This is a genomic window from Nostoc sp. DedQUE09 (assembly GCF_034530915.1).
Taxonomy (GTDB): Bacteria; Cyanobacteriota; Cyanobacteriia; order Cyanobacteriales; family Nostocaceae; genus Nostoc.
On the sequence record NZ_JAVRCE010000074.1, the window covers coordinates 1 to 23519 of the forward strand.

At 40.9% G+C, this 23519-nt stretch carries 18 protein-coding genes; 4 read left to right on the forward strand and 14 right to left on the reverse strand.

From position 1 onward, the window contains the following. Positions 1-37: 37 nt before the first annotated feature. From RMY27_RS30445 to RMY27_RS30455, 3 genes are all read right to left on the reverse strand, one after another. The gene (locus RMY27_RS30445; RefSeq protein WP_322668563.1) at positions 38-565 is read right to left on the reverse strand and encodes a hypothetical protein; all 528 of its coding nucleotides are present in this window, start codon (positions 563-565) and stop codon (positions 38-40) included. 434 nt (positions 566-999) lie between these two features. Continuing rightward, on the reverse strand, positions 1000-1515 hold the full coding sequence (locus RMY27_RS30450) for a DUF192 domain-containing protein (RefSeq protein ID WP_322668564.1): 516 nt from the start codon (positions 1513-1515) through the stop codon (positions 1000-1002). Positions 1516-1518: 3 nt separating this feature from the next. After that, positions 1519-3138 carry an ATP-binding protein gene (locus RMY27_RS30455; protein ID WP_322668565.1) on the reverse strand — a complete coding sequence of 540 codons (1620 nt, stop codon included), beginning with the start codon at positions 3136-3138 and terminating at the stop codon, positions 1519-1521. Between the two features lie 346 nt (positions 3139-3484). Here RMY27_RS30455 and RMY27_RS30460 point away from each other — a divergent pair, with 346 nt between their 5' ends. Further along, a complete protein-coding gene (locus tag RMY27_RS30460; protein ID WP_322668566.1) occupies positions 3485-4126 on the forward strand; it encodes a hypothetical protein in 642 nt (213 codons plus the stop codon). 32 nt (positions 4127-4158) lie between these two features. Here the strand turns inward: RMY27_RS30460 and RMY27_RS30465 are convergent, their stop codons facing one another. The 9 genes from RMY27_RS30465 to RMY27_RS30505 all read right to left on the reverse strand — a co-directional run bounded on the left by RMY27_RS30465 (position 4159) and on the right by RMY27_RS30505 (position 14509). After that, positions 4159-4914, reverse strand: a complete 756-nt coding sequence (locus RMY27_RS30465) for a hypothetical protein (protein ID WP_193950900.1) — start codon at positions 4912-4914, stop codon at positions 4159-4161. A gap of 311 nt (positions 4915-5225) precedes the next feature. Further along, complete coding sequence (locus RMY27_RS30470) at positions 5226-5765, reverse strand: hypothetical protein (RefSeq protein WP_322668567.1); 540 nt, start codon at positions 5763-5765, stop codon at positions 5226-5228. A gap of 21 nt (positions 5766-5786) precedes the next feature. Beyond that, complete coding sequence (locus RMY27_RS30475) at positions 5787-6335, reverse strand: GNAT family N-acetyltransferase (RefSeq protein ID WP_322668568.1); 549 nt, start codon at positions 6333-6335, stop codon at positions 5787-5789. A gap of 89 nt (positions 6336-6424) precedes the next feature. Then, positions 6425-7120 carry a hypothetical protein gene (locus RMY27_RS30480; protein ID WP_322668569.1) on the reverse strand — a complete coding sequence of 232 codons (696 nt, stop codon included), beginning with the start codon at positions 7118-7120 and terminating at the stop codon, positions 6425-6427. A 10-nt stretch (positions 7121-7130) separates the two neighbouring features. Then, positions 7131-7328, reverse strand: coding sequence for a hypothetical protein (locus RMY27_RS30485; RefSeq protein ID WP_322668570.1), 198 nt, complete (start codon positions 7326-7328; stop codon positions 7131-7133). 196 nt (positions 7329-7524) lie between these two features. Continuing rightward, positions 7525-8508: a site-specific integrase gene (locus RMY27_RS30490; protein ID WP_322668571.1), complete on the reverse strand. Its 984-nt coding sequence runs from the start codon at positions 8506-8508 to the stop codon at positions 7525-7527. Positions 8509-8588: 80 nt separating this feature from the next. Beyond that, positions 8589-12038, reverse strand: a complete 3450-nt coding sequence (locus RMY27_RS30495) for a plasmid replication protein, CyRepA1 family (RefSeq protein WP_322668572.1) — start codon at positions 12036-12038, stop codon at positions 8589-8591. Positions 12039-12809: 771 nt separating this feature from the next. Continuing rightward, positions 12810-13151: a hypothetical protein gene (locus RMY27_RS30500; RefSeq protein WP_322668573.1), complete on the reverse strand. Its 342-nt coding sequence runs from the start codon at positions 13149-13151 to the stop codon at positions 12810-12812. A gap of 11 nt (positions 13152-13162) precedes the next feature. Further along, complete coding sequence (locus RMY27_RS30505) at positions 13163-14509, reverse strand: NACHT domain-containing protein (RefSeq protein WP_322668574.1); 1347 nt, start codon at positions 14507-14509, stop codon at positions 13163-13165. A gap of 517 nt (positions 14510-15026) precedes the next feature. On the opposite strand from RMY27_RS30505, the gene RMY27_RS30510 reads away from it, so the two are divergent. The 3 genes from RMY27_RS30510 (at position 15027) to RMY27_RS30520 (ending at position 18560) form a co-directional block, all read left to right on the forward strand. Then, positions 15027-16889 carry a protein kinase domain-containing protein gene (locus RMY27_RS30510; RefSeq protein ID WP_322668575.1) on the forward strand — a complete coding sequence of 621 codons (1863 nt, stop codon included), beginning with the start codon at positions 15027-15029 and terminating at the stop codon, positions 16887-16889. 147 nt (positions 16890-17036) lie between these two features. After that, positions 17037-17993 carry a hypothetical protein gene (locus RMY27_RS30515; protein ID WP_322668576.1) on the forward strand — a complete coding sequence of 319 codons (957 nt, stop codon included), beginning with the start codon at positions 17037-17039 and terminating at the stop codon, positions 17991-17993. 333 nt (positions 17994-18326) lie between these two features. Further along, positions 18327-18560: a hypothetical protein gene (locus RMY27_RS30520; RefSeq protein WP_322668577.1), complete on the forward strand. Its 234-nt coding sequence runs from the start codon at positions 18327-18329 to the stop codon at positions 18558-18560. On the opposite strand, the gene RMY27_RS30525 is transcribed toward RMY27_RS30520, so the two are convergent. Both RMY27_RS30525 and RMY27_RS30530 read right to left on the reverse strand, forming a co-directional pair. After that, positions 18541-21057 carry a CHAT domain-containing protein gene (locus RMY27_RS30525; protein WP_322668578.1) on the reverse strand — a complete coding sequence of 839 codons (2517 nt, stop codon included), beginning with the start codon at positions 21055-21057 and terminating at the stop codon, positions 18541-18543. The two genes, RMY27_RS30520 and RMY27_RS30525, sit on opposite strands and share 20 nt — an antisense overlap. Beyond that, positions 21047-23350 carry a filamentous hemagglutinin N-terminal domain-containing protein gene (locus RMY27_RS30530; protein WP_322668579.1) on the reverse strand — a complete coding sequence of 768 codons (2304 nt, stop codon included), beginning with the start codon at positions 23348-23350 and terminating at the stop codon, positions 21047-21049. Before RMY27_RS30530 ends, RMY27_RS30525 begins: the two co-directional genes overlap by 11 nt. Positions 23351-23519 lie beyond the last annotated feature (169 nt).

Below are 23519 nucleotides of genomic sequence, written 5' to 3' on the forward strand. Positions count from 1 at the left end.
CAAGCTAACTATCCCCCAGTATTGCTACTGGTTTCAGTTAAACGAATCGCACCCAATCTTCGTCATTTCGGGCTGCTTGAGCAATTCTTACCAAGCTGATGCCTACATAGAGTAGGAACAGACCTCTTAATACGTTGAAGAACAATTCTACAACTGCTTGTGTTTGACCATTCCCAGCATTGCCAAAGGTATTAGTCATCCAGGTTTGAGCATTGTTAAAAAACTGTGCATCGGCTGGGGCTGCTGCAAAGTCAAGTAGACAAACAACCGTCAAAATCGTAAATAATACTGCATAGAGATTAACTCCATACTTGCGTTGTATCTGCTCAAAATTAGTCAACAGAGCTTGAGATTGCTTTGGTAGTGCTATAGCGATCGCCGTAGCAATCATCAATCCACCTAAGAGGATGTTATGGACTGACATCGACACGATCATTGCCGCACCCGTCGCTCCCATTAGCACTAGTGTACTATTTGTTATCGTGCTGTTATTTTTTCCTGAAGCCAGTACAGCAGCAGTATCGGTATTAACAAAACCTTCAGTCTCGTTGCGGTAAGTATGCATTTCGTTCTCCTGAAACGATACGCATATTATTCGGGTTTTCACTCACAAAACCTACAAACCAAAGTACTAAAAAAAACCGTACCTTTGCCTACATAGAATATTTAATACAATCTATTCTACAGCAAATCTAGCAAGTAGACTGCTTATATAGATGTTATAGCTGTTTATTATCAGTGTTTAAAATTATATAGGTATACAATTTTATATTCATTAATGAAAATTAGAGAAATAAGCGGCAGATAGCCTATTGACTTTTTTCCCTTTATCAATAAAGGGAAAGGGAAAAACCGTACTACGTCCCGCTCCGCTAACGCCCGCAAGTGGCGCGAAATAATCCGCATCATCGCAAGGTAGGTTGAAACCCCGCCCCTAGTGTCGAGCTTAGTTTAATTCCGAATGGGCGAAAAAGCGAATTGGCTTCATTGGTTTTCTCCTCAGTATGGAACCGATAACGGCTGGACGTTGAGCTTGTCGCCGATTTGAATTTTAACAGTACCAGAGGGCAATTCTAAAACCTGAGTAGCAACACTACCCTTGTAAATTGGACAAGGATTTTTTGCACAGGGTGGAGCGTTGTAAATCACTGTCGTCACCATACTATCCTTGATGAAAATGATGTCTAGGGGGATTTTTACTTGCTCCATCCAAAAGGGGACATTTTTGTATTCCTTGCCCAAATTAAACAACATCCCGCGATCGCCGGGCAAATGATTGCGAAACTTCAGCCCCTTCTCTAATTCAACAGGTGTGGTGGCTACTTCCAACTTGAATGTGCAATTGTTGTAGGTGAGCATCTGCGTTATGGGTAAATGCTGGGGACGAGTTTGCAAGTAAGCGATAGTTGTTGAAGCGACAATAATTGATATTCCCGCAATTGGGCCAAGAATATTTAACAGTTTGTAAGCCGCAGCATATAAGTCGATTGTTGTGGGAATTTTGACTAATTGCATAATTTAACCAAAAATATTGACATTGCCGACACTATATACACTTGAGTCAAGGGGACTGGACGGTAAACCTTGTAAATCAGCTTTGTTTCGCATACCCTCAATCCGTTCAGCTTCCCGGATTGCCAGAGGATTCATATTATTTCTCGCTGACAATAATGCTTCAAGTCTAATTTCTAGCGGCGGCAGTTCACCCATAGGTGGAACATCGTCTGTGAACATCAGGCAAAAAGTAGAGATAGCAGCCCTTTCCACAATTGCTTGGATTTCCGCACCTACACAGCGATGGGTCGCTTTGAGCAGTCTACGCCATTCTTCATCGCTGAACCCATCAGAATCACGGAATCGATAATCAAATCTGGCAAGGTGAATTTTAAAAATCGAGTGTCGTTCCCCATTATTGGGTAAATCCACCTTAAAAATGTCGTCAAATCTCCCGCTTCTGGTCAGTTCTGGTGGTAGCCATTCAATGTTGTTGGCAGAAGCAATAATTAATACATCACTCTTTCTTTCCTGCATCCAGGTTAACAACATCCCTGCTAGTCGTCGGGACAAATCATCATCGAGAGCAAATCCCTTGTCAAAGTCGTCTAGGTATAGGATTACACGGTTAATTCTGTCTACCAGTGCCAGCAAGTTTTTTAGCTTGTACTCCGCCATGTTGCCGTAACTACGAAAACTGCCCCACTCTAAAACGATCATCGGAATCCCCAATCGCTGGGAGCAAGCTTTCGCTGAATGAGATTTACCTGTGCCTGGGGGCCCAATCAATAAAATACCTTTGGGTAGCCGAAGATTATATGCTTTAGCTAACGGCGTTAATAAGCGCTTATATGTCTTAAAAGATTCCTGCATCAAGTCCAGTCCGCCAACTTCAATTGCTGGGGGCTGGAGAAACTCAATATTGTAAACTCGCCTGAGCAGGTCAGTTTTGTAAAGAGAAAGTTTTTTTGTCAGTTCTTGGGCTTTGGTACAAGAAGCTGTAGCCCAACTAATCCCATACTCAATATCTGCTAAATACATCCCCACAGCAGCAAGGGCGATCTCATGAATTTCCTTTTCATTATAGTTTTTTGGTAATACCCCTTGTAGATAATTGCTGATTTCTTCAACTGTTGGCAGATCTTGTGTAATCGTCGGCACAAATGCGGTAATTTCAGATGAAAGACTGGCGTTTGGCCCCAACAGGATAGCTGTTCTATTTGAGTTCCGGTTGTCAAGTTTCAGATTTATAAGGGCAGACTTAATCCATTCGGCGGTTAAGAAAAAATCCGGGTCAGTAGTTGAGTTTCCCAACCAAGGAAATATCCCCTCTAATATTAAAATGCCTTCTTTTTCAGTAGCTTTCCAAAATCGCAGGATCTCAAAGTAATCTTCGCGTTTATTTTTGGTCATCGGCTGATACTCTAGTACTTGCTGTAAAATCAAGTCCTGCCCATTAACCTCTAACTGATGTAATTGATCGTCTGATAGTGTCCACAGATAGCATAAAACGTGCTTTTGTTGACATTCCCTAGCAATGCTTTTCAGTAGTCTTGCCCTTTCTTGCAGTGGAGATTCTATCGCAATCAAAGGATTGTTTAGTTTTATCAGGTCAAATACTTGCTCTATCAGCGCAGTATTCATCAGTTTTTTTATTTGTTGGTCATCCTGATAATAAAAGTTATAAAAAATTGTTTCCACAGACAAAAGTATTGAAAAATACAGTACTTTTACCTCTTGCTTTTTGACTACAATATGCCATTCTCTCTTAATTTATCCGCATTGTTTGAGTGATCAATCTTACTTAAAAATGACGCTAAATTATCAAAAAATTGCAATTTATATTAATATTTAAATTTTAACTAGTTTTCGTATTTGATATTTGCTATATTTATCTATAAATAAAATAGATATATTTAATAAATTGATTTTAAACTTATTTATTTGTTAAAATAATCACAAATAACTGTGCAAAATTAGGTGTGTTTTTATGAGATTCAATCTTAACAAAAACCAGATTTATGTACTTGCTTTACTGTTAAGTTTGGGAGTGTCTTCATGCCAATCACCAGAACAAAAAGCTGCTTATACTCAAAAAGCAGTCGAAGCAGAGCGAGAGCAAAAGTTCAAACAGTTTGTCGAGAGTACGCCTGATTTATACAAAGTAACTTGGAAAGTTTGTGGGAATGCTGGCGTAGATTTAAATAGAAAAATAAATTTGGGCTGTGATGAAACTAAAGATATTCCTACTCAAGGTTTCCAAACACCTATTTATGTATGGGGCCCTGCTGGAGAAATAAAGTTTATCACTAAGCCTAGCTTCTTTGCTGATATTTCATCGGACTCAACTCTTTTTGTCAAATCTAGGGGATGTCTTGCATCAGGTACTGCTAAACAAGAGCAATTATATGTTGTCAGAGAATTTCCACTAAAGAAAGGCAGTAATCCTCAACCTAAAGATGCGAAAATAGAAATCGTACCAAAACAGGAAAAAGAGAAGATATTGCGAGATGCTGTCGCAAATGCACAAATAGAAAATGCAACTCTTACAAATTTTGGTGTATCCTCCAATGGACTAATTCCTACAGGGAAAGCTTGCCAATCATTTGATGAGTGGAAGAAAGGTAATTAGAAGAATTACTTTAGTGGTGTCTGGTCAGTTCTTTATGAATGCCAAGTAATCGATTGAACAACTGAATTCGCAAGCCTCTGTACACACCCCTTCGCCGACGGTTCAGGAATAGTAATGTCGCAAACTTGCTTGTGAACTACTTCTTTTATGGTTTGCCAAGTAGTCCAACAAACCACTTCATGAACCTGTTGTAGAAGTACTGATTTTTCAAAATTATGGTTCTCGGTACGCTTTAACACGGATTCAAGATAAAGCTCAATTGCATCTATAGGATTTAACCGCCCATGCCGTTGAACTGATACAGGAGGTTCTTCACCTAGAACAAGCCATAGTACTGGCTCTTGGTTTCGATTTAACGCCTCTTGCATCACCAGTACAAACTCGCGGGAGAGTTGCTCTGGCTGAAATGAACTTGGTTTAATACGTTTTGCCTCAATCAGCCCAAAACAACTTGGTGTTTTGATTACTCCGTCGGGTTGTACTGCAAGTTCTTTTTGATGCACTCTACCACTTGGGGTTAGGTAGAAGTTGCCTGGTAAAAGAGTAAACTCAGCTTGTTCAATCTCTCGTTGAAGTAGAGTACGCACTTTTGTAGCACCATGCGATGCTTCAAGTACAGCACCCAAGAAAAATTGACGAGGAAGAAAGTCTAATGCAAGAAATACTTCAGCAGTGAGAACGTTTTCAAACCCTCGTCCACCATCTCGATATTCTTTAATCGTACTACCAACCCACGATAGTTCCTGTAAAAGCCGCCCCATAACCCTAGAATTGCTAGTAAGGTTCATTGCGCCCACATCCCATCAATAGCCTCATGGCAAAACTATTTTAGGGTTCCCAAACAGTAACATTTTCTAACATGACTGATGTTATATGATTTTTATAAAGACTCGTGCAAAATTATTGAAATTCAACTTTTAAAACTTTCAGGTTAGGATTCACTCTTGGCGTTTCCTCATTATAAAAATGCGTTGCCATTTAATTCCCAGCTATTGAATAAGAGTAATGCGGCTAAGACCGATGTAGAGTAACCTCTGCTCCCGCATTCGCTCCTTTGATAAATTTGATTGAATTTGACACGATATTATTGTGATTATATTTACGCAGAAAGTTTACCAGAAAAATCTACCTGAGACATAACTTGTGTGCGTATTGAATTAGCAGCCTTCTCTGCAATTTCTTCTCTATCAGAATCAGTAAGAACTACTGCAAGTAACGATTTTAGAGCTTCTCGGTTAGATATAAACTCTTCACCGTATAAATCATCTTGCAACAAAGTAGCTTCCAAGTGAGGTATTAGCTCAGACGAAGGGGATAGCAACCGCTCTTTAATGCGTGCCCTTGCAGTTTCTGTTGCAGAAGTTGTACCTATACCTAAATCCCATGTTTCAATTATTAGCCTGACCTCGCGGTTGAGAGATACACGCAGCATTGATAGGCGACCAAATAAAGGAAGGTTGAGCATTAAAGGTGGTAATGCATTACCCCAATCCAAACCAGCGCCAATAGTGCAATTTGCTTCATCTTCGATGCAAACAGCCTCTTCGAGCCATCCTTCACCAAAAAGTAAATCTATAGCTTCTTGGGTTGTTATTGACTCGTTTGCCTCAAAATTATCCTTTTGTTGTTGATGGTTCATAAATTTTTACCCGCTCAGACTTTATCTTCGTCTCAATACACCATACTCAAAGTAAACTAAATTCTCATATTCTTCTTCCGAACCGCAGTTCAACATGTTTTGTTTTTCGTAAAATCCTTCAGACCTTGGTAAGGAATGTAACCCAACTCTACCTTCATACCCTAACTCAACACTTCTAATTCTTGCGAAATTTAACAGTGATTGACCAACACCTTTGAATTGAGGTGGGCGTTGAATCTCGATTCGGTTAATGGGGGCAGTGGCAATGCCATCAATATAAACTAACCTCTTACCAATATTCAACCGAGAACCGTGCATTTGTGTTTCTATTATCATCAATCCTTGAGTTTTATTTTCGCACTCAACTGCGTAACCTTCAAGATTTTGTTGATTGCCAATATATCTTAATTTAAATATCCAGTCCCAGTATTTATCTTCTTGACTAAATAACCTTAGTTTTTCGACCCATTCATTAACATAATCATCAACATGTCTTTGTTCTAAATCTACCAAATATGCTTCAACAGTTGTATTATCAAAACCCCTTTTTAATTCGATTTTTCGCTGCACCTAAAGCTCCTAATTGTCATTATCTGCAATCACTCTATTCGGCAGGCGAGTCAGTGTAAATTACGAAATTCTTGAAAAGAATAAAAATACTAATTTACCGGATGATAAAATCCCGTCTGATCGTTAAATTCCCACCCCAACCCTGCTCTATCCTTCCCCTTACACCATGCTACAAAAAGCGGTGGGGGGAGTTTAATTCGCTCCTTACGTACAGTTTCCTCACTTACACCAAGTCTTGAAGCCAAACCTTCTTCAGTTAACGGTTGCATTCTAGGAGTATGCGCTTTGAAGGATGAATTATTGTAGTACGATTTCTGTCCCCGCTTTTGTTGGTTGTTGAGATAGTCTTGAATTTTAATGATCGCCTCAGCTAACTGTGTCATTCGGGCTGTCAACCCCTCCACTTTTTGTTCTAAATTGGCAAGATTATCAATTGCTGTGGTTTGATTGCTATTAGATTCACTTAAAAACTCTGACTCGAGCTTATCAAGTCTTTCGCAAATAGCTTTTATCGTTTCATTGGTCGGACTACTGTGACTTTTATCACTCGTAGCTAAGTAATCCTTTACACTTGCCTTAATCTTAGAATCTAGGCGTTCGTCTAAATTATTACCACCTATTGCATCAAGCTTATCTTGGGAATCGCCTAAGTAGAGATCGATAAATTCGATCAGTGTGGCTGTTGCTGTTGTGCCTTTCGAGTTGCAACAGGCGATAAACTGCTCCCACTTCCTTTGGTCACAGTTGAAAGATGCTAATTTTTTTTTACGCCCTGTATTGCTCATGGAAAGCGTATCATCTAGGTAAACTTGGACTGCCCACGCTTATTAAATCGTGTAATTTATCATGATGAATTACCTTGATAGTATCATCGCCAAATGTGTCAGCGCATTCTTCAAGCAATGGCTTTTGTAAAGAGATGCTACTGCCAACGGCTACCATTGGCGATGATTGCAAATAAATATAGATATCACCCCCTAGCAATTCCAGCATCAAACATCTTCGCCAGAGATTAAGTATTAAATATTCCCAGTGATTCCGCTAGTTCCTGAAAATACCCATACTGCTCATCTGCATAATCGCTCGGTTCCATTTCTTGTACTTCACCGACCCATTCCCTTGTAGCCCTAAACTGAAAAGAAGAGCGATCGCATTTCAGAGCCAGGAACGTATAGAAAAAGTGTAGAAACTACATCAATAGAGGAGATTTCTTCCTCTGTCCTGGAATAGTCAACTTTTGGACAGCACGGCGTTTAGTTTCTTCACCGCGACGGTCATATCTGGCAGTCTGGTCACTGTTTGCGTGTCCAGCTAACCTTTGAACTGTAGAAATGTCTTCACCAGCATCGAGCAGATCGGAGATGAAAGTTCTACGGAAATCGTGAGCGGAGAAATTAGTTACTCCCGCCTCTAAACCACGTTTTTGCAAGATGAACAGCACTGCTTGAGAGGTAAGCCGTCGTCGTACTATCCTTGAGCCTCTGTTGATATGACACAGCAAGGGGCCTGCCTCGAAGTCTCGAAGCGATAACCAGTCCAAGACGACAGTAAGAGCAGCATCGGGTAAGTACACAGTCCGATCTTTACCACCTTTGCCACCGCGCACTTCTATTGCCCCAGTATTCAAGTCAAGGTTGCTCAAGTCTAAATTCACCACTTCAGAGCGGCGGACTCCAGATCCACGGAGTATTGCAAATATTGCAGCATCTCTGTAACCAGTGGGGGTAGGGTCATCAAAGCAGGTTTGCATCAATTGGGCGATTTCTTCTGCCGTAAGGACACGTCCCCGCAATTGCTTGGTGACTTTAACGTTGGGAATGTCTACAGCACGAGCAAAATCAACAGCATCCATTATTTCTAACCGCAAGGCTTCTTTTAAAACTCGCCGCAAAGCACACAGCACTTTGTTGACATAAGCTGGTGCATATTTTTCGCTCAACACAGAGCGGACTGCTGCCGTATGTTTGTAGCGCAGTGCTGCCCAGTTCAGGGTCATCGCATCACAACTCGAGTTGGTTAACAATCGCGCGATCGCATTGAGAGCTTGGCGCATTGTGGGGCGGGAACCAGGGGAAAGGGTTGCCAAATAGACCGCAGCGGGATGTTCGACTAGCGGGATGGGAGAAGGCAGAGCGAGAGGAGAGGGTGCGGTGTTTTCAATGGTTTCAGGCATTTACTTATCAGAACAGCAATTCTCGCTTGCTAGATTCTAATAAGTAATTGTCTCATAATTGCGTGTATGTGATGCTGACTTTACCCCTCCATCGGCAACACATCTTCAGAGAGCAAGGCATAAAATTCCGGGACAAGATCCTCGACTCGCCGCAGCTCATTCGCTGCGATCGCTTCAAGTTCCAGCACCACCTCCCAGCGCAAATCCTCAACCCATCGCTTGAGAATGCCTTTAATTGCGTCCACTCCACGAAAAATGCCAGAGCGAAGTATTTCTACGCAGTGGAGTAGCGTAATGCGATCGGTTGGGGGCGACTCAAATTCGGTAGTATCCTCCCCTTGGCAATGGGAGTTCCCTATAGCATCAAAGGGGGGTGTGGATACGGCCTGCTGATTGAGGTTTACATTATACGCAGCAGGGGTTTGAGCAGCATAATAGGTTCGATTTTCTTTTTGATTACGCTTTTCCACGCGATGAGCAATTACATGCATTGCAAATTCTAATTCCTCTTTAGATAAAGAAAAAAGTTTCACCTGTTGACCGCGCTTGCCAATTTTACGGAAAGTCAACTTTAGCCCCAGCTGCTCTAGCATTGTGGCCAGCAACCAAATAGGTTTACAGTCACTGGGAATAGTAAAACCAAGAATTGCTTTAACGTGAGCAGCACAGTTTTTAGCAATCGCCGTCATCTTGAGTAAGGTGGAATCGTCGGCAGTAAATTCATCACCCTTCATTAAAGAAGTGAGAATCTGATGCAGTCCCAGGTTAAATCTAGCCAGCCACCGTGCCGAGTAATTGCCCCAGTCGATGCACAAAGGTAAATTGTCCCGTTCGGCGCGGTCTTTTTGGGTGACAATTGTTGGTGGGGTAGGATAAGTTTGCCCAGTTTTGGGGTCAGTAAACGATTCTTCGGGTGGGGCTAAAATGGCCTCAAGTCCGGCGATAGCTCTAATTAAGCGACCACCTTTATCCATTTCTACGAGTGATTCGGTTACTTCGATGCCGTAAGAATCAGAAATGCGGAATTTTTCGCATTCAAAAATTTCATTAGGGTCAAGGTAATCTTTGCTCTGACGGGCACGGTACTCGCTCAAAGTAATATTCTTGGCCTTGGCAACAGCCGAATTGTGGGCACTATCCAAAGCTTGTGCTGCTGCTTTAAGACTTTCAAGAGATTGAGGATCTGAATCACTTCCCACACATATAAATGTATTGCCCATTTCGGTGAGGAGCGATCGCAAATCATCACGCAGATTATTCAGAGAATAGTGGCGGTTAGCCATAATTTGGCAGTAAGCCTCAAGCGCCCAATCTTTCTCTGCGCCCCTTAAGCCTGTTTGACGGTCAATCCGCAACAGAAAAGCGGTCATTTCATTGGTTTGGAGCAAGCGCTCTTTAATCTTAGTAGCGTTTGTATCCTTGTAACCAAAGGGGGGACGTGGGGCCACCCAAATATGAAACGGGACTTTTGGACGATAACGGTAAAGCTGTTGGGCACATTCGGTAGCAGTTTGGGAAACGCCGTGAAAGACACCGAACACTAAGTCAAAATGATACTGGGAAATATCAACACCAGTACCGAGACTGGGAGAGGTGAACAAGGCATCAAAGTTTTTGACGGCGTTGGTGATATCTTTGATGAAAGCAACATTCTCATCACTGCCAGAATTGTCAGAGTGAACAGACCAGATACGCCATTTTTTTTGTGTATGTGATTTTTCGGAGTTAGATTCTTCGTATTTGATAGTAAAGGATTTGTCGAGTTTTTTGATAAAACGCTTACTGTCACTGGCAACCATAACTTTCTCACCAAGCATCAGCGCTGCCGAGATTTGGGCAACCAGCGCACTTGAATTATCCCCCTCATACCAATAAATTGTGCGTGAACCGTTTCGCCACTCGTTTTTGATAATGTATGGGACTTCACCTTTGGGTCGCATTGCAAGAAAGAAGTCTACCGTTAAATCATCCATGTGTGCATCAGCGATGACGACCAGTGGCGCGTTGTATACTATATATTCCAGGACTTCAAGTATTGCTGCACGGTGCTGTTTGCAAGTATTACTGTGTAGTAGGTGGGTGAGGTATTGGCAGGCTTCATCTATAAATATGCAGCCGTAGGTGAGAGACTGAGTATTCAGCTTATGCAAGCTGTCGATAGTAATACTAAGGGCTTGAGCCTGGGCTAAACCTGTGTAACCCAAGTCTGAATACATCGCCGTCTGCAAGCGTTCGGCAAGATTTTTCAGCAAATTTACGCGATGCCCATTGTTGAGGAACCGCGCGTCGGGGTTTTGGTCACGCCACCAGCGCATAAGTTGGGTTTTACCAGTACCCATGTCGCTCCAGAGTACGACTAGTCCTGATTTTGGGAAATTGAAGGTAGGGGATTTCTTCGATTTGTCTGAATCAACTCCGCCAGAATCCGTAGACTCCTTCTTTGGAGGATGTCCTTTTATAGATGGCGTGAAAAGTTGTTCCTTTTCAAGCTCATAAAGCTCAGGCACTCTCAAGCATTTTTCTTCAAGTTCAGGAATACACAAAGCCTCAGAGAGATACTTAACATTAACAGTGACATCCGGCTGGTACTTGCTTAGTCCCCATTTTTTCGCCCGATACGAGCGCTGGTAATCTTTTAGTGATTTTGCATCATCTATAATTGCAGTTAGCAGAGCATTAGCATCTTCACCCCTGGCTACCACGAAATCATCTACACCTTTTTCTGGCCCCGGCAACAGCGCAACTTCACAAAAGCAACCTGCCGATTCGATTGCTTTTGCAGTGCGAACAGTGGCTTGAAACACCGACCATCTGGTTTTAGAAGAAGTTTCGTAGTCAAAAAGAATTATGAACTTGCGTCCCGCCTGAGCCATCGGTACTAAGTCAGGATGCAACCGTTCATCAAAATCTTGTTTGCCCACGCGCCCGTTCCAAATTCCAGGTAGCGCGATCGCTACAAACCCCATACTCAGCAAGCAAGCAGCCTTTTTTTCCCCTTCGCATAAGATAATTGGAATCTCTGGATGCTGTTTCACCCACTCCCAAAATATTAGCGGATTAAGCTTATCCAACAGGCGTAGCGCCAAAAGCGAATGATAGCGCTTAATTAAATAGCGTTTTGCAACTTTGTCCCAAATGGGGTTAGCGACATCGAAGTAAGTAACACGGTTTGCTGTCTTGGGTGGCGACTCGTACTTAACTGGCTTGCCTTTTTCCCAATCAATGCGCGGGAAGTTGGGCTTAATCCGCCCCCACTCCATCGGTTGCCAGTTCTTAAACGGGTCAAGTGACTGAATCCACGTCCCACCCAGTAATAGATGCTGATACATTTTTACGTATGCATCCGTGACTCGACCTGCATTCTTGCGTGGGATTTTATCAGAGATGAACACGTAGTCGTAAACTGATTCTCCCTCGACATGGAAAAAGTTGCGCTTAATCAACGCCGGATGAATGGCGCTACCAGCTAACAACTCATGGTATTCCGCTGCCGTGAGATTGTTTGGATATTCAGTTGTCGCTGCATTCATCGGTTCTCTCCAAGGAATTTTTTGGAGAGAACTGTTTCAAGCTGCGAAACTCTTGCTCTAGCCTGGATATTCCAAAAACTCCCCTTCGTCACAACACAAAATTGCCATGCGAAAGCTGTACTCAACCCCATGCACTTAACTACAGCGCTCTTAGGGTGTTCTCTATTTGCCATGATATTTTTCCCTGATAACTTGGTTGACAAGCTTCAGAGGGGGTTGCATCAGTTATCAGTCAACAGTTAACAGTTATCAATCTTGGACTCTACTCCTAACTGATAACTGATAACTGGTAACTGTGATTCGCGTTGCTACATCTTTTAGCTACAAAATTCGGGACATTTTTAACAAAACTTAACTTTACACAAAAATCATGAATTTTGACAGGCAAAAGTGCCACACAAAACTAGGCGTTTCGTGCGACTTCTCGTATAATACGAGAAGCAGCGCAGATTCAATCTCATCTGACCAGTCAGTGGAAACAAGTCGCCAAACTTCCTATACCACTGCTTTGGTTGCTTTGAGATAACCCCGCTCTGAAGTTATTCAGTTTTTTGCTCTTTGGACAAAGCGCCCACTCCCTAGTGGCATTTTGTCCTTTAAATTTTTGGTGTTATTGTATATCTCCCTGCATTTCTTGTTCGTTTTGATTTTACAGAACTTCTGGTCATCTGGTATCTAGCGTTATTTTGATTTTTACTTGTGACCTCCATGTTTGCTAAGGATTGCTTTAGGGGTAATCGAGGGTTGGTAGCACCTCTGTGTAGGGTGTGATTACCCTGGCTCAAGCATCACCAGCCGTGGCTTTTGCCTTTGGTTTAAGCTTGTGCTCGAAAACTTGTATATTGAGTTCGTCCAGCACAACCCGTTTTGTGTTTGCTGACCGAGATTAAGAGCGTAGACGCTTCGCGGCTTGTCATTGGACATCGCTGCTACCCACTGTAGATAATTACTACTGGCGGCATGGGTCAGCTTCTTGTAAATTTTACGTTTAACTGTGACTGAAATAATGTGTTCATCACAGTTTAGGCCAAACTGCTGCAAACCGTTTCCTACAGTGTTGGGCTGAGGAAGTTCGTTGATTTTGATTGTTACTTGTAGTTTTCCTTTAATCATAGCTACCTCTATTAAGATGCGATCGGTAAATTGGGTGAAGCAGAAGCATTAGATGTATGTATTAATCCAAGTGGATCTGTCTTAATATATTTTTTAATTACTGGTTCTAGGTTAAAGCTGATTTCTTCTGTGATAGGGTCTTTAATAGTTTCAATTAATGAGTTTTTTTCAAGTACTTCTAATGCCTTAATTAGCTCAAATTTTGAAACGGAGCTTTTTGTCTCATAATTCATATTATTCAATAGTTGAGCAAACCCAATAGATTGTAAATTTGAAGTTACTTTTTCTGCTAAATAAATCATAATTTGCTTCTGAATTTCGCTCAATACGTTACTGAATAAATGATTAAGCATTTCTTGGAACTGGTCACTAACTAATGTAGTTGGGTTTTCAAAAAATTTTTCGGTGCTACTTGCAAAGAAATGATTAATTCGATTGACTACTGCTTTTAGTTCTGAAGGATTACCTCTATAAGTTTTGATTAAATCATTACATTTTTCTGGATTTGTTAATCCTTTGCTAAATAATAGTTGTAATGCGGCGTTTGCTTCTAAACCTTCAACTTTCAGAAAATCAATAGGTAATTCAGCTCCTATTAAACTCTCAAGCTCATCAGGAAAAACTCGACTAGTTATAATTACGCAGCTTTGAGATAGCTCCTCTGTTAAGCGACGAAAGAATAATCCATACTCTCGTTGTTGCTGAAAGTTAATCGTTTGAAATAAAGCTTCAGAGGCATCTAATACCAGCAGAGAGGAACGTGATTGCAACTGCTTGATCAACACTGAAATCATGGACTGTGTATGCTCAGGCAAACTAGAAGGGATTTGCGGAGGCTGGATTAGCTCGATTAAATCAGCAACTAAGTCTTGAACTAATGGTGCATGGGCCACTGATTTCCAGATTAAACACTCAAATTTCGGTTTAGACTCCAAACGAAGTTCTTCTAATAGTTTTGCTGCTAATGCGCTTTTGCCAATTCCTGCTACCCCTACTAGCAATACGCATCTCTGCTTGATTGTTAACTTTTTTAAATGTATTAGTTCTTGTACACGCCCATAAAAACTGGATATATCAGGTGATTTAGTCCCAATCACTTGTATCTGATTATTAGCAAGGAATGTTTGTTTTTGATGTATGGCATCTTGAGATTGATACTCCTTTGTTACTCGCTCTAAAAAATATCGCAAGCTTTGTTTTTCAACTCGTTCGCCATCTCCAATCGTTTTTGAAAGCATATTCCACAAGGGAGGGGCTACACGCCTTTGCAAGTAGTTAAGGCTATAAGTCGAATTGGTTACTACATCTTTATATTCCTTTCCATCCCAAGCTGCTCTAAGAACAAGGATTTCAGGCAACGACAAGCGTTTGCGTCTTTCGGCTAACACTAGGTTGTCTACTACAGCAAAAGCTTCTTCAAAATCTACAGTTGCAGAAAATCTCTGCCCTAAAACCCCGTGTTCTTGTGGAAGAATGGGAGAAGGGGTAGTAGACTTAAATCTTGATTCAGCCCTAAAATTCATATCTTTTTATTTTTATTGGTGTATTAAATATCTGTGATGGTTTCTTGTAGATTAGAACTAGTTTCAGTTAAGAATATACTGCACCTCTATGATACTTGCTTTATGTTCATAATTGTTTACATTGTCTATACATCATAATATGTTCTCAAAAAACCACTTGGACTTTCAGATAGATTCAGCAACCCTTGGCTTTTCGTCAAGGGCTTTAGGTGACCAACGCTTAAATCTTAGTTGACCAGACTAGTAAATAATAGATAAAGCTAACGGTTATGAATACACATGTACAAAATAAGCATTCGCCAAGCAATTCTTCATGCTTTATATCTAGAAGAGGAAGAGGTGAAGAGATTCAGTGAGTTACTGTATCAATCCTCTGTGTCCTCACCGCCAAAATCCCGACGACGTTGAAAATTGTCTCTCTTGTGGGACTTCACTACTGATTAACAACCGTATCCGTCTAATAAAACCATTAAAAGCCCTTACTGATAACCCGTACAACTACTTTGATGTTTTTGAAGTAGATGACGCTGGTACTAGGTGGCATCCAGTTCGTGAACAACGAGTCATGAAAGTTCTGAAATGGAATACACCTAAGCTTACAGAGCTAATTGAGCGGGAATCTCTCACTTTGCAACTCATTCGACACCCAAAAATTCCTCGTAGCACCTTAGAAGACTATTTTACTGTTGTTCCAAACGATAGTCTTCTAACACTACATTGCTTAATTATGAACAAATTTGAGGGACAGAACCTAGAGGAATGGATAAAATTTAATGGGAGAATCTCACAATCTCTAGCACTGGAATGGCTTAAACAGTTAGTTGAAATCCTTGATACAGTACACCGCTCTAATTTTTTTCATCGTGATATTAAACCTTCTAATATAGTTCTTCAGCCAAATAGTCAACTGGCATTAGTTGATTTCGGTACTGCACGGCGAGTTACTGACACCTACTTAGCTAAAGTTAGTGGAAGTGGGGGAACCAGTACAGGCAGAGGAGGGGTATATGAAATTACAGCTGTCGTCACACCTCGCTATACCCCTTTAGAGCAAGTAAATGGACAAGCTGTACCCCAATCAGATTTTTATGCTTTAGGGCGAACCTTTGTGCATTTAGTCACGGGCACTTCATTGATGCGTTTGCCAACAGATAAAAACACAGGAAATCTAATTTGGAGATATAAAGCAGAGCAGATTGACAAGCCTTTTGCTGATTTTATCGAAGAATTAATGGCTCCCTTACCAGGGCAACGTCCACAAACGACTAGAGTAATTTTGCAGCGATTGGAGAGCTTACCACTTAAATCAAAGCTTCACCGTGTAATAACATCGAAGTCATTTCAAATTGGCGCGGGTGTTTTCGGGGCTTTAAGTTTGCTTGGCTTGTTCTATGTATCACTTCCTATTATAGCTAATTATTATCTAGCTCAAGGAAAAAAAGCTCAACAAGAAAATCGGTTGGTAGATGCTCAAAATGACTTTAACCAAGCAATTAAATATAATTCTAATCTAGCTTCTTCAATCTCTAAGTTTTACTTTGATCAAGCAGATCGGCGTGGAAATACTCTTGAAACTTCTCGGAAATACTATGAGCTAGCTATCAATTTTAATCCTAAATATGAAGATGCTTATACTAATTTGGCTTTAATATGTCAAGAGATATCGGACGATAACTGTATTAAAACTGCCTATGAGACGCTTTTTAGATTAAATCCTAAGTCATGGTTAGGGCATTATACGCTGGGAAGTTTTTATGATGAAAGAACGGAATATACATTAGCGGAAGAGCAATATAACTTAGCTATAAAAAATAATAGTCAAGCTGTAGCTGCAATTAATAATTTATCCAGACTAAAGAATATAACTGGTGATTATAATACAGCAGTTTATTTAGCTTTAGATGGGTTAAAAAAAACTAAAGACCCCGAAAGTCAAGCTACTTTATACAAGAATTTAGGCTGGGCGAAATTAGGGCAAAAGAAGTATAGCGAGGCGAAGCAATATTTAGAAAAAGCGACAGACTTGGACTCTAAAAGAACAGATGCTTACTGCCTGCTAGCACAAGTACATGAAGCCTTGGGGGAAATTAATCATGCAAGGATATCCTGGGAAGTCTGCTTGGTTGCTGAGTCTAACCAGTTAGAGGTTCAGAAATGGAGGAAGCAAGTATTAAAGCGGTTATTGGGAGATATTGTGCCGGGATCTTCACCATAGGCTTTTTTTTGTTCCCTAATCCCGTTATGCTACTAACTTAAAGATAACCAGACAATATTTTCAATGCCCAATCTAGCCACACCGGACTCAACTAACGAAGTAGGGAAAAAAGTCTCTAGAGTTCCATTGGTAACAATTGCATCAATAATGCTTCTATCAAACTCTGGCAGCGCATTGGCTCAACCACAACTAGTAGCAAAGCGTGTCTGCATTAATGAAGTTGGTAGAATTATCAGCTCAGGCGATCGCTATCTAGCAGTCGGAAGCGAGATTTGTCTAGGAGATAAAATCACCCCCGCTAACGGAAGTAAGGTTAAGGCTGTGTGCTATTCGAGTCGCCAGGTTTTAGAATTTCAGCAGAGTGCTGTTTTTGGTGTTTCAGGCATCTGTACGCCGCCACAGTTTCAAGCAGAACGACGGCAATGTACACCTCTAAATCGTGATGGCTGTCCAAAGATGAAAGGCCCAGGTGAGAATCAAGATTCACTAAAGCTGACTACTCCCTACGGAAATATACTTTTGAATACCCGACCAACAATTTCTTGGCATCCTATTGTTAATGCTACCAGTTATACAGTAGAGGTCACTAGTTACGAATTTCACTGGGAAACAGAAGTAAAAGATACTATACTGCCCTATCCAAAAGAGCGAAAAGAATTGGAGTACGGCGCTGCGTATACAATTACAGTAACTGCAAATAAAGGTGACTCTCCTATTAATTTTCCTGGCAAGTTAGTAGTCCATGTATTGCCTGAAGGTGATGTTAAACAGGTTTTAGAGCAGGTGAATGTAATTAAAAAATTAGGCTTATCTGCCGACGAAGCTTCTTTTCTCGAACTAGATATTATATATATGTCAAAAGGCTTTTTAAATGAAACAATTAATTCATTAAAAGCAAGAGTGGCAGCAGGTAGTAGAAATCCGACTCTGTTTAGAGTACTAGGAGATCGTTATTTGGATGCATGGTTACTAGATGAAGCTTTCCGTGAATACAAGATGGCAGAGTGGTTGGCAAAAAGTAGTGGCAACTCTAATGAATTAGCTCAGGTACAGTCACGGCTAAAATTGATGAAATCTGTCAGTGGGACGATAACTGATCCATAAATGGAAGGATAAGTTGTCCCAAACAGTCTCTTGAGAATCTAATTGTGTGTTTTTATCACCCATTAAAAAAATAGGACTAATATAGGACTCATATTTGATTTCTGAAAAACTAAATTTGCTAGAAGCTAACCATACAAAGGTTTTTTTCTCAATATACTTAATAAAATTCAAGTATGATTCTTATATTTGATTTCTGAAAAAGCTCCGTACATTTGAAAAGTGGCAAAATCACCCGTTTGTGTGTCGGATAAACCGCTCGAACATCTATTTGAGATGAGAGAATAAAGGAATTTATCACTTAAAGAAAAAGATGGTTCTTGTCAGCTTTTGGTGATGCCGATAGAAAAGGGCGAAAAGCATTGCGCTTGTGCATCGCTTACCGCGTTGGCGATCGCTCTCCATCGATTTCACTTTCAGTTTTGGAGTAGCGATCGCGCATCAGGCTGTGTTAACTCCGGTCGTTACAACACTAAAGCTGTGACTCGACTGGGGGTGAGAGGACGTTGCGAAGAAGAGCTTACCGTGAGGGAAGGTTCCACCGACAATCTCAAAGCCAACCGCCGATGAGGAGGAAACCTGCCCAATAGTATGGGTGGGAGTATTTTGGATTTGATAGCAAACTCAATTGTGCAAGACGTAGTGCCTCTGTTTTAGTTTTACCATCTTTCAACTCCTTGTAAAATTCTTTCATCAGGAGAGCGGTAGATTTGTCATCTACGCGCCATAAAGTTGCTACAGTACTCCTTGCTCCAGCTTGGGCTGCGATTCCAGCGATTCCTAACGCCGAGCGCTTATTTCCCTTAGCTGTTTCACAACCACTTAAAACCAATAACTCAATTGCATCTTCATTGATTTGATGTTTTTGTTTGAGTAAACTGTCAAACTCGAATAAGTTGATTGGCTTGTCCCAGCTAAAAAACATTGTCAGTTGAGGAACAGAATTGAATTGAGCATGAGTTGTTAAGTGAATAATCGGAAAATTCTCTGTAGTTACTTCTTTTATAAAGCGTTTATAAGTGAACTCTTCATTGATCAACGAGAGTGAAGAGTTGGTTTGCTCTTTGACGTTTGCTATTTCTTCTAGCACAGATGGCAGTTCTGTCAGGTCTTTGGGAGCATTTGCCGCTTGGAAGCTAGGACTCGATTTAGAGAGTCCACCAATTAAAGCTCTTAACTGTTTTTTAGGTAAGAGTTTAGGTTGCCGAACTTTAGAACCCAAAGTCTCAGCAATGTTGTAGTGCTTCAGTAAATAATCTTTTCCATCATGAAGCAAGCCCATAGGTAAATTTTGGAAAGATGTATCTAAAGTAAAGACTAATGTTCCATCTGGTGGTAAATATTTTTTGATGGGTGCAATTAGCGAATTATAAAGTGCTTGAGAGTAATCAATAATTACGAAATTTCTAGTATTAGCAAATTTCTGATCATGTAAAGTTTGTAAAAGATGATTTGCATGAACTTTGACTAACTTGGGATCAACAGAGTGATGGTGAAGGGATTTATCAGGTGACTGAACAACCACCTCTATAGTGTTGCCTAAATCAATAATATGAATTACTGAAGGCATGATAGCTAAATTTTTCAGATCATTTAAAGCTACAAGATTAAGCTTACCACATTGAAGATAATTTTCTAAGTCTGCTATTTGCAACCTTTCATTAGTTTGAATTACTTGTTCCAAATTTGGGTTGGAATCTACTAGGAGCAATCGCATATAGTCACGATACAAAGGTTCTACTTTTTCTTTGAAGGAGAACTGTAAATCTGCATTAGTTGCCAAAAGATTGTCCCGAACATGAGTCACGTTTTCAATTGCTGCACTATATGCTTGGGCAGCTTCTTTATACTTTCTCTGCTCCTTATATAATTTTCCTAATTCCTGCTGCCATTGATAGGCAAGATCCCATGCTTGAACTGATTGAGCCAATCCCAAAGCCTCTTCAAAATATGGTTGTGATTGCTCTGGTTTTAACTTTCCTAAAGTGCCCAAAGTCTCTGACTGTAATCTTTGACTATTAGTACTTTTAGCTGTTTGCAAAGCAGATTCAGCATATTCAATAGCTAGCGAATGGAACTGCTGGTCTGGAATTTGATTCAGACTTTTAGCAAAGTTCAACTTGGCATAAATAGAATAACTCGCTGGTAACTGAGAAAATGTCGAATGACTTTTCAACAGTAAAGCAACAGCAGGCTGTATTTGGTGAGTGATTCTAGTACGAACTTCAGTTAATCGTGTATTACCTGAATTTAACTCTACTGCTAACCAGTTATCAAAATCTAACAATAAATTTAAACGACGTAATTGAGCTTGCAATTGTACTTCTTTTGGAGCCTTAGAGGTATTAATAACTTGTTGATAAATATCAAGAGATTTCAGTGCTTTTTGGTGAATAAAATTGACAAATTCTTTTGGAAAAAATGGGTCTTCCATTTCGGAATGTTTATTTTGTATTTGCTTGTAAATGTCCTGACTAGTACTACCTAATGAAAGCAGAATTCCACTAGTGTCAACGGAGGGTATCCACTTAGCAGCAGATAATATTTCTTCCAAAACTTTTTTTGATTCATCAAGCTTCCCCAGCCGACGCAAGACTTCTCCTAAGTTGTGCAATCCGAGCAAGTTTACGGGTGAAGGAGTTTGCTTATTAATGGCTGCCGTCAGCAGTTTTTCCATCTTATCAGTAGGTTGCTGTGGCGTAGTAGCGCAAAGAGAAGCATTTGCTTCTAATTTCAGAGCTGACAGAAGCGTATTACAAGCCCGATAATGGAAACCCAACGCTTGTAAAGCAAGATTCTGGTTGATTAAACTTCCCGTAATACCGTCTTCATACTGAAGTTTTTGATAAATTTTCGTAGCTTTTTGCCAACTTTCAAAGGCTTCCTGTGCTTGTCCAATATCCAATTGCTTTTGACCTCTTTGGGTCAGTAAATCCGCCTCTTTCTGTTGTTGCGCTTCTTTATTTACAGCTTGAACCGGGATAAGAAATGGTTGGCTTACAACTATAGACAACCCTAAAATGACTAGCAACAAGTACTTAAAGCAATATCGGAGTCTAATCATCATTCTGAGTCGTTTTTGTCACTGGTAATACTTTTGATACATCAGATGATTGAAAACACGAACTGGCAGATAACAAAGCATTATGAACGACAGTGTTAGGTTGTTTTGCCGTCAAAATAAAATTCCCATCAGAATCTTGTATCAAGGCTTGGGCTTCTATGATTTGTATTGGTTCTTCGCTTGAGTATGACTTTGGTTTTTCTGAATTATTAATAGCTTGATCTGGAACAAAGTTACTCTGCCAACTAAAATCGCTAACTGGCAGGTCGTTAGAACTAGTTGGTAGACCGCTAGTACCAGTAACAACTAATTTACTTCTAGCTACTGTCCCTGATCGTCCCTGACAAACCGATGCAATCTCAGGAGTTGCACGAATCGCTTCTGGTTCTGCTTTAGCCTGCACAGGATTAGTAAATAAGGTGTTGATCTGAGTCGTGCCATTCAATCCGAACTGCGAACTAGCTGTAATTTTGCTATCAGGAGAAAGAAATAGTCCTTTGGTGTCGATTTTTATATTACCGCCTTCCCCTTCAAAAGCATTTGCTGTGATGGTGCTATTTTTTATTGCAACTAGGATATCTGTGTTGATAGTGATGTTGCCGCCGTCGCCATTACCCCCAGCAGTCGCAGTAATGATACTGTCATGTAATTGTAAGTCACCAGAGTGTAAGAAAATGTCGCCTCCTTCGCCTTTTGTGCCGCCCTCTGTGCCCGCTGTGATAGTACCTCTGTCTAGATTGATACTGTCTGCGTTGATTCGGAGGGTTCCTGCATTTCCTTGCCCTGGCTGAAAGTTGAGATTTTTTGGAATTTTTTCACCACCAATATTTACTCTCCCACCATCAGTGACAGTTAATCGTTCTGCTTCGATTGTCAGATTTCCGGCCTTTCCAGTTCCTCCAGTTCGAGCTGATATTCTGCTAGGAGAATTACCAGTTAATGACTTTCCGGTTACTTGCACTTCTTCGTCAGCAGTTATAGATACGTTGCCTCCCGAACCCTGCCCAAATGTGCCTGATGATATCACTCCTCCAGAGCGTAGACTTAACCGCGCAGTTTCAATCTTGATGTTACCGCCAGAACCAGTAGATCCTCGTTGGGCCAAACTTGTTATGGAACTGCCTGCATTCGCTGTTGGTTTTCGCAGCACTTCTACTGAATCATGAGCTAAGACCTCTATGGAACCAGCATTTCCAAAGCCATACGTACCAGCAGCGATCCCTGCTCCATCCCGGACATTTAACCGCCCAGTTTCAATATTGATGTTGCCACCAGATCCAGTAGCTCTTGGGTAAACTAGGCTCGATATACCAGTGTTGAAAAACGAATTAACTTCTGGTAATCCTACAAGGTTCACTGAATCTGAAGCATTAATTTTCATTGTTCCTCCCGTTCCTGCTCCTAATGTGCTGGACTCAATCTGAGAACCACCGTCTAGCATTAGCTTCCTGGCTTGTATTTGAATATTGCCACCACCATTCCCACTGGCATCAACTGCTGCTGCTCCAGACAACTGGATCTCTCCAAAGGCTGAGATGCCTGAATATCCCAATGTCCAGCCTTTATCTGTAGGAATCAGATTGACCAAACCCGCTCCAGCCACGCTGCCTAATTCAATCTGTCCCCCTGTTGTTTTAAGCGTTCCGCGTGAGAGTACTATATCACCACCCACCAAAGCTAAGGTTTGATTTGGCTGTACACGCAGACCAGAACTAGTATCTATGAGGTCTGAAGTTTTTCTTATACCTTGGCCGTCTCCAAAGACGCCAATATTGCCAGCATTTGTCCCAAATCCTAATCCCACAGGCACGCTCACTGTCAACAACGGTTCTGCACCACTAAATGGTTTAGCGTCAAAGGAGATGCCATCAGCAAATTTAATATTACTGGCAGTAGTGCCGAAAAACGAGCCGCCAATATTCAGTGAAGCATTCGGCCCAAAAATAATCCCATTGGGATTAATAAGAAATACGTTGGCTATGCCGTTAGCTCGAATTAAACCATCAATATTAGATATTGAGCTACCCGTCACTCTTGTCAAAATGTTTTGGATGTCTGGGGCATTTTTGAAGTAGACTGTGCTTCCTGTGAGTACAGAAAACTGTCCAAAGCTATGGAACAAATTGCTTCCGACTTGGGTTCCTCCCGTTATCGCACTGGTATTATTACCCTCTCGTGTGACGCTGGAGTTGACTCTTAAAGTTGTATCGGGAGCAATTTGTGCCGCAATTGGCTCCCAAGGCAATAGACAAAACAAGGTGCTGCCCTTAATAAGCCAGGATAAAGCTTTTGTCATAAATCATGGTAAAAGTTTCTCGGTTGGTCTCTGAATTATTTTTAGTATAGACTTGCACCCTGCACCCGAAGGATTACCAATTATACAGATTAATAGTAGCGGTAGCGTCTTGTCAAATTGGATTGGAGACAGAGGCTTTTCTCTAGTGTAAAACTGTTAATATTTTCTA